Genomic DNA, 15,139 nt, shown 5'->3' with positions numbered 1-15,139 from the left:
CATGCCCGATGACCATCGTATCGCCCATCCGCCGCGCGCTTCCGGCCGGCGCGTCGATCTCATATTGGGCAGCGCCGGACGGCTGGGCGATCCGTCGCTTCGACTGGCCCGCGGAGGGCACCCCGCGTGGCGCGATCCTGTTCCAGGGCGGGCGCGGCGACGTGTTCGAAAAGTATCTGGAAACATTCGGGTACTGGCACGATGCCGGCTGGACGGTCGCCTCGTTCGATTGGCGCGGGCAAGGTGGCTCCGGGCGACTCTCGCCTGACCAGCATGTGGGCCATGCCAGCGATTTTGCGCCATGGATCGCCGATCTCGCTGCCTTCTGGCAGGCGTGGGATGCGCCGGGCCCGCGCGTCATCATGGGGCATTCGATGGGCGGCTATCTCGTGCTGCGGGCGCTGGTGGAGCGCGCGGTCGACCCCGCCGCGGCGGTGCTGGTCGCGCCGATGCTGGGGTTGCGCGCGCCCGTCGGTCCGTGGCTCGGCGAGCAGGTTGCGCGGCTGATGTGTCGGCTCGGTAACCCCGCGCGCGCGGCGTGGAAGGGGCATGAGCGGCCCGGCGCGCGACTCGATCGGCAGAAGCTGCTGACGCATGATTCGGGGCGTTATGACGACGAGGGTTTCTGGTATGCGCAGAAGCCGGAAATCCAGCTCGGGCCGCCGAGCTGGGCATGGCTGACGCAGGCTTTTGCCGGCACGCGGGCGCTTGAAGCCGATCCGCGACTCGGAAAACTCGAAACGCCGACCATGATATTGGTCGCGGAGGCCGATGCGCTGGTTGATCCGCGCGCCGCGCTCCGCATCGCCGAGCACTTGCCGGCGGCTGAGGTGGTGCATTTTGGCCCCGAATCGGCGCATGAAATCCTGCGCGAGGCGGATGCGGTGCGCGATCGGGCGCTTGCGGCGATCGACGGTTTCCTCGATTCGCACGCGCGATGAGCTACGATATCGCGATTGTCGGCGCCGGGATTGCCGGCGCCACCCTTGCTGCGGCGATCGGTGATCGTGCACGGGTGTTGATCCTCGAGGCGGAGGATGTCGCGGGCTATCATTCCACCGGGCGTTCGGCTGCTTTCTGGTCCGAAACCTATGGCGGCCCGGCGATTCAGCCGCTGACCACGCTATCGGGGCCGTTCCTGCAAGCGGGCGGATTCCTCGATCCGCTGGGATCGTTGCACATCGGCCGGCCGGAGGACGCGGCGCTGGCCGATGCGTTTCTGGCGGAGTTCGCGGGTTCCGGCGTGGCGCTGGAGCGGGTCGATCCCGCCGCGCATATCCCCGGTCTGCGCCCGGGTTGGACTGTCGGGGTGTCCGAGCCGACCTGCGCCTATATCGACGTTGCGGCGCTCCATGCCGACGCATTGGCCAAGGCGCGACGGGCGGGGGCGACGCTGACGCTTGGCTGCGGGCTGATTGGCGCAACGCGGCAAAACGGTCGCTGGCGGATCGAGACCACCGATGGGCCTCACGAAGCGGCGGTGCTCGTGAATGCGGCCGGTGCATGGGTGGACAAGGTGGCGCAGATGGCCGGCGCGGCGCCGATCGGTATCCAGCCCTATCGTCGCACCCTGGCGCAACTTCGCGTCGATCCGGCGGTGCCGATGGGGATGCCGCTTGTCGCGGATCTCGGCGGCGCATTCTATTTCAAGCCCGAGGCCGGCGGCCGGTTGTGGCTTTCCCCACACGATGAAACCCCGGTCGAGCCCGGCGATGTCCAGCCAGAGGAACTCGACGTCGCGATCGCGATCGACCGGATGGAGCAGGCGGTCGACTGGTGCGTGAAGCAGGTCGAACGGAAATGGGCGGGTTTGCGCAGCTTCGCGCCGGATCGGCTGCCGGTATATGGTTTCGCGCCCGATGCGCCCGGCTTCTTCTGGTTTGCGGGGCAGGGCGGTTTCGGCATCCAGACCGCCCCCGCCGCCGCGCTGATCGGGGCGGCGCTTCTGCTGGGCGATGCACCGCCTCCGGGCATCGATATCGCCCGCTATACGCCCGCGAGATTCGTCGATAAGTTCTCCTAACCCATTAGGAAGGGAGACTATCGATGGCGCACAAGTTCACGATCAAGAAGAACAAGGCCGGCGAGTTCGTGGCGTACTTCAAGTACAACAGCGAAACGATCTTCTGGACCGAAGGCTATACGAACAAGGCGAGCGCGATCAACGCGATCGAATCGGTCAAGAAGAACGGGGTGAACGCCCCCACGATCGAAGAGGAATAAGCGCGCCGCCGCCGGGCGAAGTCAGGCCTTGCGCCCGGCTCGCCCGGCGTCGATGGCCGCGTCGCTTGCCAGCTTGTCGGCCCGTTCGTTTTCCGGGTGGCCGGCGTGACCCTTCACCCATTCCCATTCGATGCGATGAGGCTTGGCCGCCGCGAGCAGGGCCTGCCACAGCTCGGCATTCTTGACCGGCTTCTTGTCGGCGGTGCGCCAGCCGTTGCGCTGCCAGCCGCGAATCCACTTGGTCAGCCCGTCCATGACATAGCGGCTGTCGGTGCAGAGCCGCACCTGGCACGGGCGCGTCAGCGCGTTCAGCGCCTCGATCGCCGCGGTCATTTCCATGCGATTGTTGGTGGTTGCCGGATCGCCACCGGATAATTCCTTCTCGTGCCCGCCCATGCGCAGCACCACGCCCCACCCGCCGGGGCCGGGATTGCCCTTGCACGCGCCATCGGTGAACGCCTCTACCTTCGGCATTTCAGTCATGCGACGCGCGCCGCCAGTGAGGAATCATAGTGATGGAGGCGGCGCATATAGGCGAGCGGATCCTTACGCATGACAAGAGCATCGGGGGGAGTGTTGAGCCAGTCCCACGCGCGGGACAGCGCGAAACGGATGCACGCGCCGCTGGCGAGCGTGGCGAACAGCGCGTGTTCCGTGTCGGTGAGCGGGAAATGGTGTTGATAGCCCGCGATAAGCGCATCGCCGACCGCCGCATCATAATTGCGACCGGCGTTATCGAACGACCATGCGCTGTGCATGATCACCAGATCATACACGCGGATATCGGTGCACGCGAAATAGAAGTCGATCAGGCTGGTAACTTTATCGCCCAGCATCAGCACGTTATCCGGGAAAAGATCGGCGTGGATAGCGATGCGGTCAAATCCGTCGCGCGGCCACGCCGCCTCCACCTTGTCGAGCGCCTCGGCGAGATCGTCGTGCAGGCCGCGCGCGATCTGATCGAGGCTGCGGCCGCAGCCGCAGCGCTCGAACAACGGACGCCAGGTATCCACGCCCATCGAGTTTTCGCGGGTCGGCGCGAAATCGGTGACGGCGCGGTGCATCTCTCCCATTGCATTGCCCGCCGCCAGCGCCTGCGCAGGTGTGGGATGCGACAGGGAAACGCCGGGCATGAAGCGGATCAGGCAGGCCGGCCGTCCTTCGAGTTCCTGAATCTCCACGCCGTCGCGATCCTTGATCGCGGGGGGGACGGGCAGGCCCTTTGCGTCGAGATGGTCGAGCAGCGCCATGAAGAACGGCAGATCGGCCGCCGCGACGCGCTTTTCATAGAGCGTCAGGATGAAGCGATCGCGCGTCGTCTCGACGAGGAAGTTCGAGTTTTCGACCCCTTCCGCAATGCCCTTGGCGGAGACGAGTTCGCCGACATCGTAACGCGTCAAGAATGCCGTCAGCACCTCGGCCGACACCTGCGTATAGACGGCCATGTCAGCGCGCGCCCGCGCGCGACGGATTATCGAATAGGCGCGTCATTCTTCCCCCGTGGTCGCGTTGGCGTGAACGCGGCCATGCCAGCGTCAGGCGGCGGTTTCCAGCCCGCGCGGCAGTTTGAACGCGATCGATTCGCGCGTCGTCTCCACCTCGCGCTCGTTGACCGTGAAGCGAGCAGCCAGTCGGTCGACCAGTTCGCGCACCAGCAATTCCGGGGCGGAGGCGCCGGCGGTGAGGCCGAGCGTCCGGACCCCATCGAGGAATGCCCAGTCCAGATCGGCGGCGCGCTGGATCAGCGCGGCGCGAATGCCTTCGCGCTCCGCCACCTCGACCAGCCGGACCGAGTTCGACGAATTGGGCGCGCCGATCACCAGCACCGCATCGCAGGTGGCGGCGATCGCCTTCACCGCTGCCTGACGGTTCGATGTGGCGTAGCAGATATCCTCCCCGCGCGGGGCGTGGATCGACGGGAACCGCCGTTGGAGCGTGCGCACCACTTCCGCCGTATCGTCCACCGACAGCGTGGTCTGGGTGAGGAAGGCGAGATTGTCGGGATTGGCCGGGGTCAGTGCCTCGGCATCCTTCACGGTCTCCACCAGCGTCATCGCACCTTCCGGCACCTGGCCGAAAGTGCCGATCACCTCGGGATGGCCGGCGTGGCCGATGAAGATGATGTGATGGCCGGATTCGACCAGGCGCTCGGCCTGCCGATGGACCTTGCTGACCAGCGGGCAGGTGGCGTCGAGATATTCCAGGCCACGCGCCTCGGCGTTGGCGGGCACCGATTTTGGCACGCCATGCGCGGAAAAGACGACGGGTGCTCCATCGGGCACTTCGGTCAATTCCTCGACGAAGATCGCGCCGCGCGCCTTCAGACTGTCCACGACGAACTTGTTGTGCACGATCTCATGCCGGACATAGACCGGCGCACCATGTTTCTCGATCGCCAGTTCGACGATGCGGATCGCACGATCCACCCCGGCGCAGAAGCCGCGCGGGGCGGCGATCAGCAGGTCGAGCACAGGCTTTTCGGACATGGGGATGCCTTTACGGGGCGCGGGCATGATCGGCAACCTCAGGCCGGCCGGAAGGTGAGCGCCACGCCGTTCATGCAATAGCGTTTGCCCGTCGGCCGCGGCCCGTCATCGAATACATGCCCCAGATGTCCGCCGCAGCGGCGGCAGTGCACCTCGGTACGGTCCATGCCCAGCGTGCTGTCGCTGCGGTCGCGCACAGCATTGGGCAGCGGCGCCCAGAAGCTCGGCCAGCCCGTGCCGCTGTCGAATTTCGTTTTGGCGTCGAACACCGGCAACGCGCAGCCGGCGCAGAGGAACAGGCCGGCGCGATGCTCGTCGTTGAGCGGGCTGGAGAAGGGGCGCTCGGTCCCGTCATGGCGCAGCACGCGCCACGCGGCCGGGGATAGCCGCGCTTTCCATTGTGCATCGGTGAAATTGACTTCGAACCGCTCGGGCGCCGCGTCCGCCGGCGTCACATGGCAGGCGGAGACGATTGGCGCGGCTGCACCAATGGCGAGCAGTCCGAACAAGGTTTCGCGTCGATTGTGCATCGTCATGGGGCGAATTCCTGCCTCCCGGCCCCGGCGATATAGCGCGGATCGCCTTTGGTTTCATCGTGCGCGCCATTTTATTGATCGAGGATAAGGAGATTTTCGGGAACGGAGCACCGGCAGCGGCGGTTTTGCGGGCATGACCTTCCAGCAACTCGATCCGCCGATTCCGCTTCACGTGCTTGGCAAGGGCACGGGGTTCGCCATCGCGGTCATCGATTATGGTCAGGAGCACAATCTAATCTGGGTGACCGCGCTGGACGATAGTGGCGAGATCTGGTGCGCGCCCAACCCCCAGGTGCGGATGCAGGCGAACTGGACGATGGGGCGGTCGAAACCGTTTGGCGCGGCGCGGGGTGTCGGCGATTGCTCGGCCAAGACCGGCGCCGGCGAAAACGCGGAGAGCGAACCGCCCAACTGACTCGGCAGGCGCGGCTGCGCGTGATAGGCGCGGCCATTATGCTGGATACACCCTCTCCCGCCGCAATGATCGCGACCATGGCCGCAGAAGCGCGTGGCGCCGCGCGGTTGCTCGCGCAATTGTCGACCGAGCAGCGCCGCGCCGGATTGCGCGCCGCGGCCGAAGCGTTGCGTGCCGCGAGCGCGGATATCCTCGCCGCGAACGCGCTCGATATGGAACGGGCCGCCGCCAATGGTCTGACGCCGGCGATGCTCGATCGACTGCGGCTCGATGCCGGGCGGATCGCGGCGATGGCCGATGGCGTGGCGACCGTCGCGACGCTGGCCGATCCGGTTGGCGCGGTGATCGATGAGGTGACCCGCCCGAACGGGCTGGTGCTGCGCCGGGTGCGAGTGCCGATCGGGGTGATCGGGATCATCTACGAAAGTCGTCCGAACGTGACTGCTGACGCGGCCGCTTTGTGCGTGATGTCCGGCAATGCGGTGGTGCTCCGCGGCGGATCGGAAGCGGTGGAGAGCAACGCGGCGATCCATCGTGCATTCGTCGCTGGCTTGTCGCAGGCCGGGCTTCCGGCCGGCGCCGTGCAGCGTGTCGCGACCACCGATCGTGCGGCGGTTGGCGCGATGCTGACTGCGGACGGCCTGATCGACCTTATCGTGCCGCGTGGCGGCAAGAGCCTGGTCGCGCGGGTGCAGGCCGAAGCGCGCGTGCCGGTGCTCGCGCACCTTGACGGGATCAACCACGTCTTCGTCCACGCCTCCGCCGATCGCGCGATGGCCGAGGCGATCGTCGTCGATGCGAAAATGCGTCGTACAGGCATATGCGGTGCGATGGAGACGCTGTTGATCGACGCGTCTTATCCCGCCGCACCCGCACTGATTGCGGCACTCGTCGCGGCGGGTTGCGAGGTGCGCGGTGATGGGCGCGCTTGCGCGATCGCGCCGGGAATCGCGGCGGCTGATGATGCCGATTGGGATACCGAATATCTCGATGCCATCGCCTCGGTGGCGGTGGTCGATGGCTTGGAAGGCGCGCTGGCGCATATCGCGCGCCATGGCTCCCACCACACCGATGCGATCGTGGCCTCCGACGAAGGTATCGCGCAACGCTTTGTTGCAGAGGTGGATTCGGCGATCGTGCTGTGGAACGCCTCTACTCAGTTTGCGGATGGGGGAGAGTTCGGGCTGGGGGCGGAGATCGGCATCGCCACCGGGCGGCTGCACGCACGCGGGCCCGTCGCGCTGGAGGGGCTCACCACCTATAAATGGATCGGGCTTGGCTCCGGGCAGGTTCGCGGTTGAGGCATCATCTCGCTATCGTCGCGCATCATCCTGACACAAAGTGAAAAACTAGTGGCCGATGCCGCGCCATCGCGCCCTTGTCAGTAGCCGCATTCCCGCACTATTCTCGCCCCGCTTACACGAGACGGGATTTTATATCGCAAGGAGGGCAGGGGATATGGTGCCAATACACAAGCGTTGCATCGCGGAGCTGTTCGGAACCTTCTGGCTGGTGTTCGGCGGCTGCGGTAGCGCCGTCCTCGCCGCCAAATTCCCTGAAGTCGGCATCGGGCTGGCGGGCGTCGCGCTCGCTTTCGGGCTGACCGTCCTCACCATGGCCTATTCGATCGGCCATATCTCCGGCTGCCATCTTAACCCGGCGGTGACGTTGGGGCTTTGGGCGGGCAAGCGTTTCCCGGCGAAGGATATCCTGCCCTACATCGTCGCGCAGCTAGTCGGCGCGATCATCGCTGCGGCGCTGCTTTATTGTATCGCCAGCGGCAAGGCGGGGTACGTACTCGCCCCCAACGGGCTGGCGGTGAACGGCTATGGCGAGCAATCGCCCGGCGGCTACGGCCTTCACGCCGGTATGATCATGGAAGTGGTGATGACCTTTGGTTTTCTCACCATCATCATGGGCGCGACCGATACGCGCGCGCCGAGCGGTTTCGCTCCGATCGCGATCGGGCTGGGGCTGACGCTGATCCACCTGATCAGCATTCCGGTGACCAACACATCGGTGAATCCGGCGCGTAGCACCGGCCCGGCGCTGATCGTCGGCGGCCTGGCGTTGCAGCAGCTCTGGCTGTTCTGGCTCGCGCCGATCGTCGGCGCGGTGCTCGCGGGCTTTGCCTATCGCGGGCTGGCCGGCGATCCGCCGCCTGCACCACCAGTCGTCGGCGAGCCGCTCTGATATGATGGGTGACCGGTTGCGGTGCGGGGTTTGATCCGCACCGGTCTCCTCGGCGGATCGTTCAACCCAGCGCATAGTGGTCATCGCGGAATCAGTCTCGCGGCGATCCGGGCGCTGGGGCTGGACGAGATGTGGTGGCTGGTTTCACCGGGCAATCCGCTGAAGCCGGCGGACGGCATGGCGCCGCTGCCCGCGCGACTCGCATCGGCGCGTGCGATGGCGCGTCGTGCACCGATCCGGCCGACCGATATCGAGGCGCGGCTGGGCACGCGCTATACCGTGGATACGCTCGCGGCGCTCGTCCGGCGCTACCCGCATCGGCGCTTCATCTGGGTGATGGGGGCGGATAATCTCGCCCAGTTCCACCGCTGGCGCGACTGGCGGAAGATCGCGCGGACGGTTCCGATTGCGGTGATCGCCCGACCCGGATATGATGGTGCTGCCCACGCGGCCCCCGCGATGGGCTGGCTACGGCGCTACCAGAGGCCCGCGAGCCAGGCGAGGAACTGGACCGAGTGGAGTGTACCGGCACTGGTGCTGCTGCGTTTCCGACCCGACCCTGCTTCCGCGACGCAGCTTCGTGCTGCCGACCCGTCCTGGCATCGCCGATATACTGGTGCCCACGCCAAACCCCGTACCCAGGAGTAAACTTGCCCGCATCCGCCAACGCCTATCGATCGCCCGACGCAGACAGCGTCGCGGTGCTCCATAAGCTCGTGCTCGACAGCCTGGACGACGATCAGGCAGCCGATATGATCTCCATCCCGCTCGCCGGGAAATCGTCGATCGCCGATCATATGGTGATCGCGTCCGGCCGCTCGACCCGCCAGGTCGCCTCGATGGCGGCCAAGCTGGCCGAGAAGATCAAGGGCAGCACGGGGCGCTCCCCGAGAATAGAGGGGCTGCCAACCGCTGACTGGGTGCTGATCGACGCGGGTGACATCATTGTCCACCTGTTCCGGCCAGAGGTACGCTCCTTCTACAATCTGGAGCGTATGTGGTCGTTCGGGGATGCGCCGCCGCCGCCGGCCGGGAACGCCTGATCTGCTGCTGCATATCGTCGCGCGCGGTCGGATCGGCCGTTCGCCGGAGGGTGAGCTTGTCGATCGCTATCTGAAGCGGATCGTCTGGCCGACGAAGATCACCGAACTTCCCGATACCGGCGGTCGTGTGCCGGATGTGCCGCCGCAGACCCGCCGCGTGCTGCTCGATGAGCGCGGCGAGGTGATGGGGTCGCTCGCTTTCGCGCACCTCATCGGGCGCTGGCGTGACGATGGCGTGCGGGAGGCGCGTTTTATGATCGGTGCGGCGGACGGCTTCGACGACAATGCCCGGGGGGAGGCGGATCTGCTGCTTTCTTTCGGGCGCGCGACTTGGCCGCACCTGCTGGCCCGCGCGATGCTGGCCGAACAATTGTTTCGCGCCACCTCGATCCTTGCCAATCACCCTTATCATCGCGAAGGTTGAATGGATGAGGGGCAGGGGGGCGATGCTGGGAGCGCTGGCGGCGATGCTGCTCGCCGCACCAGTGGCTGCGCCAGCGGAGGATTCGCTGGCCGCCGCACGTGCGCGACTGGCGCAAGCCCGCGCTGCGGCTGATGAGGCGAACAAGCACGCCGCTTCGCTCGATCAACAAGCGGCGGCCGAACGCGACGCCTCCGCGCGCTTCCGGGTCGAGGAGCAGGCCGTCGCTGCGCGGATCGCGCGAGCCGAGGCTGATCTGGCGGTGGCTCAGGCGCGAGTCGCTATCGTCGCGGAATTGCAAGAACGCCAACGGGGCGAACTCGCCCGGCGGCAAGAGCCGGTGGCGCGATTGCTCGCGGCACTTGCGTCGCTGGCGGGGCGCCCAGCGATCGTCGCGGTGGCGCAGCCGGGCTCAATCACGGATATGGTGCATCTCCGCGCGGCGCTTGCGACGGTCGTGCCGGTGATCGACACACGTACGGCCGAGGTGCGGGCAGGGCTGGCGGAATCGCGCCGGCTGGCAAGTGTGGCAGCACTGGCGGCGATAAAATTGCGCGACGGGCATGCCAATCTTATCGCCGAGCGCGGCCGGCTGGCGGCGCTGCGCGACCGTCATGATAACGCCGCGGCCCGGTTCGATCACGATTCCCGCGTCGCCTCGGATCGCGCGATCGCAATGGGCGAGGAGGCGCGCGATCTGGTCGATCGCATGGCCGCTATCGGCGACGAACGATTGACACTGGTGGCGCTGGCGCGATTGCCCGGGCCACCGGTGGCCGATCCGGCCCCTGCCGGCGCACCCGCGGCTTATCGCCTGCCCGTGGTGGGGCGGCTGGTGACGGGGCTGGGTGAGATTTCGGACAATGGCGTGCGCGCGCGCGGCCTGACCTTCGCCGTGCCGCAGGCCGCGGCGCTGGCTGCTCCTGCGGCGGGGCATGTGATCTTCGCGCGATCGTTCCGCGATTATGGCGGCACCATCATCATCGATCACGGCGCGGGCTGGAGCACGCTGGTTACTGGCCTCGGCACGATCGCGGTGAAGCGTGGGCAGGCGATCACGGCGGGGCAGTTGCTCGGCCGCGCGACCAAAAACGATGAGCCGCGCGTCACGGTTGAACTTCGCCGGCGGGACCAGCCGGTCGACATCACCGCGTTGATCGGCTGATCGCAATCGTGCGTAACTGCTCAGCCCCTGTTCAGTCGCGCTGGCGCTTTGCTCGCCCGGCGATATGGAGCTAGAGTTGCATGGCCCCTCTCGTCAGGACGTCCAGATGAAGTTCAAGCTGTTTCAGGCCACCGCCCTTGTCGCGACGCTCGCGCTGGTGCCCGTCGCGACCGGTGCGATGGCCGCTGTCGATACCGATACCTATCGGCAGATGGACAAGTTCCTCGACGTTTATAACCGCGTAAAAGCCGATTACGTTGACAAGGTCAGCGACGAACAGCTGATCCGTGGTGCGATCGACGGGATGCTGGCGTCGCTCGATCCGCATTCCAGTTATGTCGACGGCCGCGATTTCGACAATCTGCGCATCCAGACCGAGGGGAATTACGGTGGCCTCGGCCTGACCGTCTCGATGGAGGATGGCGCGGTCAAGGTTATCGCCCCACAGGAGGATACCCCGGCGGCCAAGGCTGGGATCAAGCCCGGCGACTACATCACCCACATCGACGGCAAGCTGCTGTACGGCGGCACGCTGGACGATGCGGTCGCCCAGATGCGTGGCAAGCCGGGCAGCAAGCTTTCGCTGACGATCGTGCGCCCCGGTCGCGATAAGCCGTTCGACGTGACGCTCACCCGTGAGGTGATTGTCCAGCATCCGGTGAAATGGCAGGTGAAGGGCGATGTCGGCTATATCGACATCAACACCTTCTCCGAAACCACCGGCGCGGATACGCGCGCGGCTTTGCTGGCGATCGACAAGGCGTTGGGGCATCGCCCGCTTGGTTATGTCATCGATCTGCGCTCGAACGGCGGCGGGCTGCTGACGCAGGCGATCGAGGTGTCGGACGCGTTCCTCGATCATGGTGAGATCGTCTCCCAGCGCGGCCGCGACCCGCGCGAGAACCAGCGTTATTTCGCGAAGCCTGGTGACGATGCACACGGCCTGCCCGTCATCATCCTGACCGATTCGGGCACCGCGAGCGCGAGCGAAATCGTCGCGGGCGCGCTGCAGGACAATCACCGCGCGCTCATCATGGGTGAGCGCACGTTCGGCAAGGGATCGGTGCAGACACTGCTGCCGGTTGGCCCGACCACAGCGCTCCGGCTCACCACGGCACGTTACTATACGCCGTCCGGCCGTTCGGTGCAGGAGGGCGGGATCGAGCCGGATATCAAGGTGCCGCAGCTTTCCGATCCCGATTACAAGGCGCGCCCGGTGTTCCGCGAGGCCGATCTGCGCCGGCATCTGATCAACGAGGTGAAATCCGACAATAAGGTGCTGGAGGAGGACACGAAGGAAGATCCGCGCTTCTCCGCCACGCCGGATAGTTTGAAGAAAGAACGGATCGACGACTTTCAGCTTTGGTATGCGTTGAAGACGATCGCGCGGCTCGGAGGCCCGACGCAGGTGGCAGCCGTCACCGCCGCGTTGCAGAAAGACGCCAAGGATACGAAGGACGTAGCGGCCAAGTGAACCGTTCCCAAATTCTGGCCCGCGCCATCGCGTTGCTCCTTCCCGCGGCGTTGCTCGCGGGCGCATGGGGATCGCAACTGATCGGCGGCCTGCACCCGTGTGAGATGTGCCATTGGCAGCGCTGGCCGCACTATGGCGCGGTCGTGGCGGCTGCATTCGCGTACATCGTGCCGGGACGCTCGGTGAAGTTGACGCTTGTCGCGGGCGCGGCGGCGATGATCGCGGTATCCGGCATGATCGGCGTGTTTCACGCGGGGGTCGAATATCATTGGTGGGATGGGATCACTGCCTGTTCGTCCAGCGTGACGGGTGAGGGGATCAGCACTGATGAGATGTTGCGCCGGATTCTCGCGGCGCCGGTGGTGCGTTGCGATGCGGCACAATGGTCGTTGTTCGGGATTTCGCTTGCCGGGTTCAACGCGATTTTCTCGCTCGGCGGCGCGGGCGTGATCGCCTGGCTGATCCGGAGGCGCGGATGAGCTGGAAACCGGGCGACCGCCGCCACGCGATCAAATCGATGATCCGCGTCGATCAGGCCGGTGAATATGGCGCGACGCGCATCTACGCCGGGCAACTCGCGATCATGGGGCATCGTTCGCCCGCGGCGCGCAAGATCAGCGGCATGGCGATGCAGGAGGAGCGGCATCGCGCATTCTTCGATCGGCTGATCGCCGAGCGCGGCGTGCGGCCGACGTTGCTCCAGCCGTTCTGGAATGTCGCCGGTTTCGCATTGGGGGCGGTGACGGCCGCGATCGGCCCGGAAGCTGCGATGGCCTGCACCGCTGCCGTCGAAACAGAGATCGACAAGCATTACGCTGAACAGCTCGAGGTACTGGGCGACGACGATCCCGCGCTTGCCGATGCGATCCGCGAATTTCAGGCCGAGGAGGTCGAGCACCGGGAAACCGCGCTCGCCAGCGGGGCGGAGGATGCCCCGGCCTATCCCCTGTTGTCGGGCGTGATCCGGCTCGGTTGTCGCTTCGCTATTGCCACGGCAAAACGCATCTGACGGGAGAGAAGGATGCCTGTGCGTTCCACTATCATCGCGGTGCTGGCAATTGCCGGCGCCCCGCTGGCGGCGCAGACCGCGCCAGCTCCCGCGAACCCAGCACTTCCGCCGCTAATCATCCCGCCGCCCTCGGCGAAGGAGATCGCGTTGCCCGGTGCGCCGCGCGTCAGCCATCAGACGGTTTCAACCGCCGTATCGCGGAACGCGCCGGTCAACGGCGTGCTGACGCTATACGGCAACGAACGCTGCCCGACGAACAAGGAGGGCGCGGAGGTGGTGGTGTGCGTTCGTCGCTCCGCCGAGGAACAATTCCGCATTCCCAAGGAACTGCGCAACTTCGAGGTGACCCCGGAAAATGCCGCCTGGGCGGTGCGTGAAAAGGGCAATGCCGATGTCGGTGCGGCCGGGATCGGCAGTTGCTCGGCCGTTGGCGTCGGCGGGGCCTCCGGCTGCTTCATCCAGAGCGCGCGTCAGGCCAAGGCGGAGTCGAAGGCGCGCGCCAAGGAGGCGAACCCCGATCTGCCGAACTGACGGCATGGCGCGCGGACGCGTTATGCGTTAGCTTTCGGCTCGCCGCGCGCCTGGGCAATCTTCGTCTCAAGAGAGGAGCCGGCCGCATGCGTATCGCATTTCTGTTGTTTCCCAATGTCACCCAGCTTGATCTGACCGGGCCGGCGCAGGTGCTGTCACGGATGGGGGAGGGAACGCGGCTCGATCTGGTCGCCGCCACGCTCGATCCGGTGCCGACCGACGCGGGCTTCGCGATCCTGCCCACCGCCACCTTCGACGACGTAACCGCCACCGACATTCTGTGCGTGCCCGGTGGCTTCGGCACCAATGGCGCGATCGCGGACGACCGGACGATGAATTGGGTGCGGGGCGTGGGCGAACGCGCGCAATGGGTGACGAGCGTATGCACCGGATCCCTGGTGCTTGGCGCGGCGGGGCTGCTCGATGGCTATCGCGCGACCTGCCATTGGGGGCAGCGCCATATGCTCCCGCTGTTCGGCACAACGCCGGTCGCGGAGCGGGTGGTGGTGGATCGCAACCGCGTGACCGGCGCCGGAGTCACGGCGGGGATCGATTTCGCCTTCCGCCTGATGGCGTTGATCCGAGGCGAGGCGCACGCGCGCTTCGTGCAGCTCAGCCTCGAATATGATCCCGATCCGCCGTTCGATTCCGGCTCGCCCGATCGCGCCGATGCGGCGCTGGTCGCGGCTTATGAGCGCCGGGTTGGCGCGCTTGCGCCGGGGCGTGACGAGGAATTGCGCCGGCTGGCGGCGCGGCGCGGTTACGCCTGAGAGCGCTTCTTCAAGCCGCGCACGCGATGCCACAGATAGAAACCGCCAGCCGCCACGATCACCAGCCCGATCCCGAGATCCGCCTGATGGAAGAACGCCTTGAGCCGCGGATCGCTGTTCCATGCCGTGCCGAGCTTCATGCCCACCCACGCGAGCAGGAAGCAGAACGGCCATGATCCGATGAACGTGTAAAGGTGAAACGGGATCAGCTTCATCCGCGCCACGCCCGCCGGGAAGGCGATGAAGGTGCGGATAATCGGCAGCATCCGCCCGATCAGGATCGCGAGCGATCCCCAACGGTTGAAGAAGCGATCGGCCATGTCCAACTCGCCCGGCCCGATCAGCACATAGCGGCCCCAGCGCTCAGCGAGCGGGCGCCCGCCGCGCTTGCCGATCTCATAAGCGACGATGGAGCCAAGATTGCACCCGATCGCCCCGGCGGTGGCGGCGAGATACAGATCGAACTGGCCCGTTGATACGAGATAGCCGGCGAACGGCATGATGATTTCCGACGGCAGCGGGATGCAGGCACTTTCGATCGCCATGAGCAGCACGATGCCCCAATAGCCCATTGCGGAAATGACAGTGACGGCAAAGGTCGCGAGTACGGCCAGAAGCTTTTCGATCATGGGTATCGCGCATGCGCGATGGGCGTCGGGGGGTCAATCGCCGCCTGTTCCCGGCAATGAACGGAAATAATTGGTGCCGTGTCGCGCGAGTTGTAAATTCTCGCACGGCATGTCGCTAATCTGCGGCTTTTCGTCTCCAAAATCCCCTTTGATGGACGATTTCGATAATATTCCATCAAACCGATGCGACCGAATGCCCGGTTGCTCGTTATCGACTGGTTAAACATCCAGTCAGCTAGGCGGG

The 15,139-nt window shown here is 66.0% G+C and carries 20 protein-coding genes; 15 read left to right on the top strand and 5 right to left on the bottom strand.

Annotated elements, in window-relative coordinates:
• Positions 1-8 precede the first annotated feature (8 nt).
• From P0Y64_01655 to P0Y64_01645, 3 genes are read left to right on the top strand one after another with little or no spacing between them, the layout of a single operon-like run.
• On the top strand, positions 9-941 hold the full coding sequence (locus P0Y64_01655; GenBank protein ID WEK43564.1) for an alpha/beta hydrolase: 933 nt from the start codon (positions 9-11) through the stop codon (positions 939-941).
• Positions 938-2,023, top strand: coding sequence for an FAD-binding oxidoreductase (locus P0Y64_01650; GenBank protein WEK43563.1), 1,086 nt, complete (start codon positions 938-940; stop codon positions 2,021-2,023). The genes P0Y64_01655 and P0Y64_01650 overlap by 4 nt, the downstream gene beginning before the upstream one ends.
• Before the next feature lie 23 nt (positions 2,024-2,046).
• The gene (locus P0Y64_01645) at positions 2,047-2,223 is read left to right on the top strand and encodes a DUF1508 domain-containing protein (GenBank protein ID WEK43562.1); all 177 of its coding nucleotides are present in this window, start codon (positions 2,047-2,049) and stop codon (positions 2,221-2,223) included.
• A gap of 21 nt (positions 2,224-2,244) precedes the next feature.
• On the opposite strand, the gene rnhA is transcribed toward P0Y64_01645, so the two are convergent.
• From rnhA to msrB, 4 genes are all read right to left on the bottom strand, one after another.
• Positions 2,245-2,706 carry a ribonuclease HI gene (gene rnhA / locus P0Y64_01640; GenBank protein WEK43561.1) on the bottom strand — a complete coding sequence of 154 codons (462 nt, stop codon included), beginning with the start codon at positions 2,704-2,706 and terminating at the stop codon, positions 2,245-2,247.
• Complete coding sequence (thrB, locus tag P0Y64_01635) at positions 2,703-3,668, bottom strand: homoserine kinase (protein WEK43560.1); 966 nt, start codon at positions 3,666-3,668, stop codon at positions 2,703-2,705. Before thrB ends, rnhA begins: the two co-directional genes overlap by 4 nt.
• Before the next feature lie 90 nt (positions 3,669-3,758).
• Positions 3,759-4,709, bottom strand: a complete 951-nt coding sequence (gene ispH / locus P0Y64_01630; protein WEK43559.1) for a 4-hydroxy-3-methylbut-2-enyl diphosphate reductase — start codon at positions 4,707-4,709, stop codon at positions 3,759-3,761.
• Positions 4,710-4,747: 38 nt separating this feature from the next.
• Positions 4,748-5,245 (bottom strand): peptide-methionine (R)-S-oxide reductase MsrB, encoded by a 498-nt coding sequence (gene msrB / locus P0Y64_01625; GenBank protein WEK43558.1) that lies wholly within the window; start codon positions 5,243-5,245, stop codon positions 4,748-4,750.
• A 133-nt stretch (positions 5,246-5,378) separates the two neighbouring features.
• On the opposite strand from msrB, the gene P0Y64_01620 reads away from it, so the two are divergent.
• The 12 genes from P0Y64_01620 to P0Y64_01565 all read left to right on the top strand — a co-directional run bounded on the left by P0Y64_01620 (position 5,379) and on the right by P0Y64_01565 (position 14,266).
• Positions 5,379-5,660, top strand: a complete 282-nt coding sequence (locus P0Y64_01620) for a hypothetical protein (GenBank protein ID WEK43557.1) — start codon at positions 5,379-5,381, stop codon at positions 5,658-5,660.
• A gap of 77 nt (positions 5,661-5,737) precedes the next feature.
• The gene (locus P0Y64_01615; GenBank protein ID WEK43556.1) at positions 5,738-6,961 is read left to right on the top strand and encodes a glutamate-5-semialdehyde dehydrogenase; all 1,224 of its coding nucleotides are present in this window, start codon (positions 5,738-5,740) and stop codon (positions 6,959-6,961) included.
• A gap of 157 nt (positions 6,962-7,118) precedes the next feature.
• Positions 7,119-7,853 (top strand): aquaporin Z, encoded by a 735-nt coding sequence (gene aqpZ / locus P0Y64_01610; GenBank protein WEK43555.1) that lies wholly within the window; start codon positions 7,119-7,121, stop codon positions 7,851-7,853.
• Between the two features lie 30 nt (positions 7,854-7,883).
• Complete coding sequence (locus P0Y64_01605) at positions 7,884-8,501, top strand: nicotinate-nucleotide adenylyltransferase (protein WEK44939.1); 618 nt, start codon at positions 7,884-7,886, stop codon at positions 8,499-8,501.
• A gap of 2 nt (positions 8,502-8,503) precedes the next feature.
• A complete protein-coding gene (gene rsfS, locus P0Y64_01600; protein WEK43554.1) occupies positions 8,504-8,896 on the top strand; it encodes a ribosome silencing factor in 393 nt (130 codons plus the stop codon).
• A 1-nt stretch (position 8,897) separates the two neighbouring features.
• Positions 8,898-9,320, top strand: a complete 423-nt coding sequence (locus tag P0Y64_01595) for a 23S rRNA (pseudouridine(1915)-N(3))-methyltransferase RlmH (protein ID WEK44938.1) — start codon at positions 8,898-8,900, stop codon at positions 9,318-9,320.
• A 4-nt stretch (positions 9,321-9,324) separates the two neighbouring features.
• Complete coding sequence (locus P0Y64_01590) at positions 9,325-10,482, top strand: peptidoglycan DD-metalloendopeptidase family protein (GenBank protein WEK43553.1); 1,158 nt, start codon at positions 9,325-9,327, stop codon at positions 10,480-10,482.
• 106 nt (positions 10,483-10,588) lie between these two features.
• A complete protein-coding gene (locus tag P0Y64_01585) occupies positions 10,589-11,956 on the top strand; it encodes a S41 family peptidase (GenBank protein WEK43552.1) in 1,368 nt (455 codons plus the stop codon).
• A complete protein-coding gene (locus P0Y64_01580) occupies positions 11,953-12,435 on the top strand; it encodes a disulfide bond formation protein B (protein WEK43551.1) in 483 nt (160 codons plus the stop codon). Before P0Y64_01585 ends, P0Y64_01580 begins: the two co-directional genes overlap by 4 nt.
• The gene (locus P0Y64_01575; protein ID WEK43550.1) at positions 12,432-12,965 is read left to right on the top strand and encodes a demethoxyubiquinone hydroxylase family protein; all 534 of its coding nucleotides are present in this window, start codon (positions 12,432-12,434) and stop codon (positions 12,963-12,965) included. Before P0Y64_01580 ends, P0Y64_01575 begins: the two co-directional genes overlap by 4 nt.
• Before the next feature lie 12 nt (positions 12,966-12,977).
• A complete protein-coding gene (locus tag P0Y64_01570; GenBank protein ID WEK43549.1) occupies positions 12,978-13,496 on the top strand; it encodes a hypothetical protein in 519 nt (172 codons plus the stop codon).
• An 86-nt stretch (positions 13,497-13,582) separates the two neighbouring features.
• Positions 13,583-14,266: a DJ-1/PfpI family protein gene (locus P0Y64_01565; protein ID WEK43548.1), complete on the top strand. Its 684-nt coding sequence runs from the start codon at positions 13,583-13,585 to the stop codon at positions 14,264-14,266.
• Here the strand turns inward: P0Y64_01565 and P0Y64_01560 are convergent.
• On the bottom strand, positions 14,257-14,895 hold the full coding sequence (locus P0Y64_01560) for a DedA family protein (GenBank protein WEK43547.1): 639 nt from the start codon (positions 14,893-14,895) through the stop codon (positions 14,257-14,259). The two genes, P0Y64_01565 and P0Y64_01560, sit on opposite strands and share 10 nt — an antisense overlap.
• Positions 14,896-15,139: the final 244 nt, after the last annotated feature.

Origin of the sequence: Candidatus Sphingomonas colombiensis (genome assembly GCA_029202845.1) — a bacterium.
GTDB lineage: Bacteria > Pseudomonadota > Alphaproteobacteria > Sphingomonadales > Sphingomonadaceae > Sphingomonas > Sphingomonas colombiensis.
Note: the sequence above shows the minus strand (reverse complement) of the source record. Positions and strands in the feature narration are given on the sequence as shown.

Excerpts from the sequence above, each read along its gene's own strand:
- ispH (WEK43559.1), bottom strand. The coding sequence starts at position 4,709 with ATGTCCGAAAAGCCTGTGCTCGACCTGCTGATCGCCGCCCCGCGCGGC.
- P0Y64_01645 (WEK43562.1), top strand. The coding sequence starts at position 2,047 with ATGGCGCACAAGTTCACGATCAAGAAGAACAAGGCCGGCGAGTTCGTG.
- P0Y64_01570 (WEK43549.1), top strand. The coding sequence starts at position 12,978 with ATGCCTGTGCGTTCCACTATCATCGCGGTGCTGGCAATTGCCGGCGCC.
- rnhA (WEK43561.1), bottom strand. The coding sequence starts at position 2,706 with ATGACTGAAATGCCGAAGGTAGAGGCGTTCACCGATGGCGCGTGCAAG.
- thrB (WEK43560.1), bottom strand. The coding sequence starts at position 3,668 with ATGGCCGTCTATACGCAGGTGTCGGCCGAGGTGCTGACGGCATTCTTG.
- P0Y64_01590 (WEK43553.1), top strand. The coding sequence starts at position 9,325 with ATGAGGGGCAGGGGGGCGATGCTGGGAGCGCTGGCGGCGATGCTGCTC.
- P0Y64_01655 (WEK43564.1), top strand. The coding sequence starts at position 9 with ATGACCATCGTATCGCCCATCCGCCGCGCGCTTCCGGCCGGCGCGTCG.
- P0Y64_01575 (WEK43550.1), top strand. The coding sequence starts at position 12,432 with ATGAGCTGGAAACCGGGCGACCGCCGCCACGCGATCAAATCGATGATC.
- P0Y64_01585 (WEK43552.1), top strand. The coding sequence starts at position 10,589 with ATGAAGTTCAAGCTGTTTCAGGCCACCGCCCTTGTCGCGACGCTCGCG.
- P0Y64_01620 (WEK43557.1), top strand. The coding sequence starts at position 5,379 with ATGACCTTCCAGCAACTCGATCCGCCGATTCCGCTTCACGTGCTTGGC.
- P0Y64_01650 (WEK43563.1), top strand. The coding sequence starts at position 938 with ATGAGCTACGATATCGCGATTGTCGGCGCCGGGATTGCCGGCGCCACC.
- P0Y64_01615 (WEK43556.1), top strand. The coding sequence starts at position 5,738 with ATGGCCGCAGAAGCGCGTGGCGCCGCGCGGTTGCTCGCGCAATTGTCG.
- msrB (WEK43558.1), bottom strand. The coding sequence starts at position 5,245 with ATGACGATGCACAATCGACGCGAAACCTTGTTCGGACTGCTCGCCATT.
- aqpZ (WEK43555.1), top strand. The coding sequence starts at position 7,119 with ATGGTGCCAATACACAAGCGTTGCATCGCGGAGCTGTTCGGAACCTTC.
- P0Y64_01565 (WEK43548.1), top strand. The coding sequence starts at position 13,583 with ATGCGTATCGCATTTCTGTTGTTTCCCAATGTCACCCAGCTTGATCTG.
- P0Y64_01560 (WEK43547.1), bottom strand. The coding sequence starts at position 14,895 with ATGATCGAAAAGCTTCTGGCCGTACTCGCGACCTTTGCCGTCACTGTC.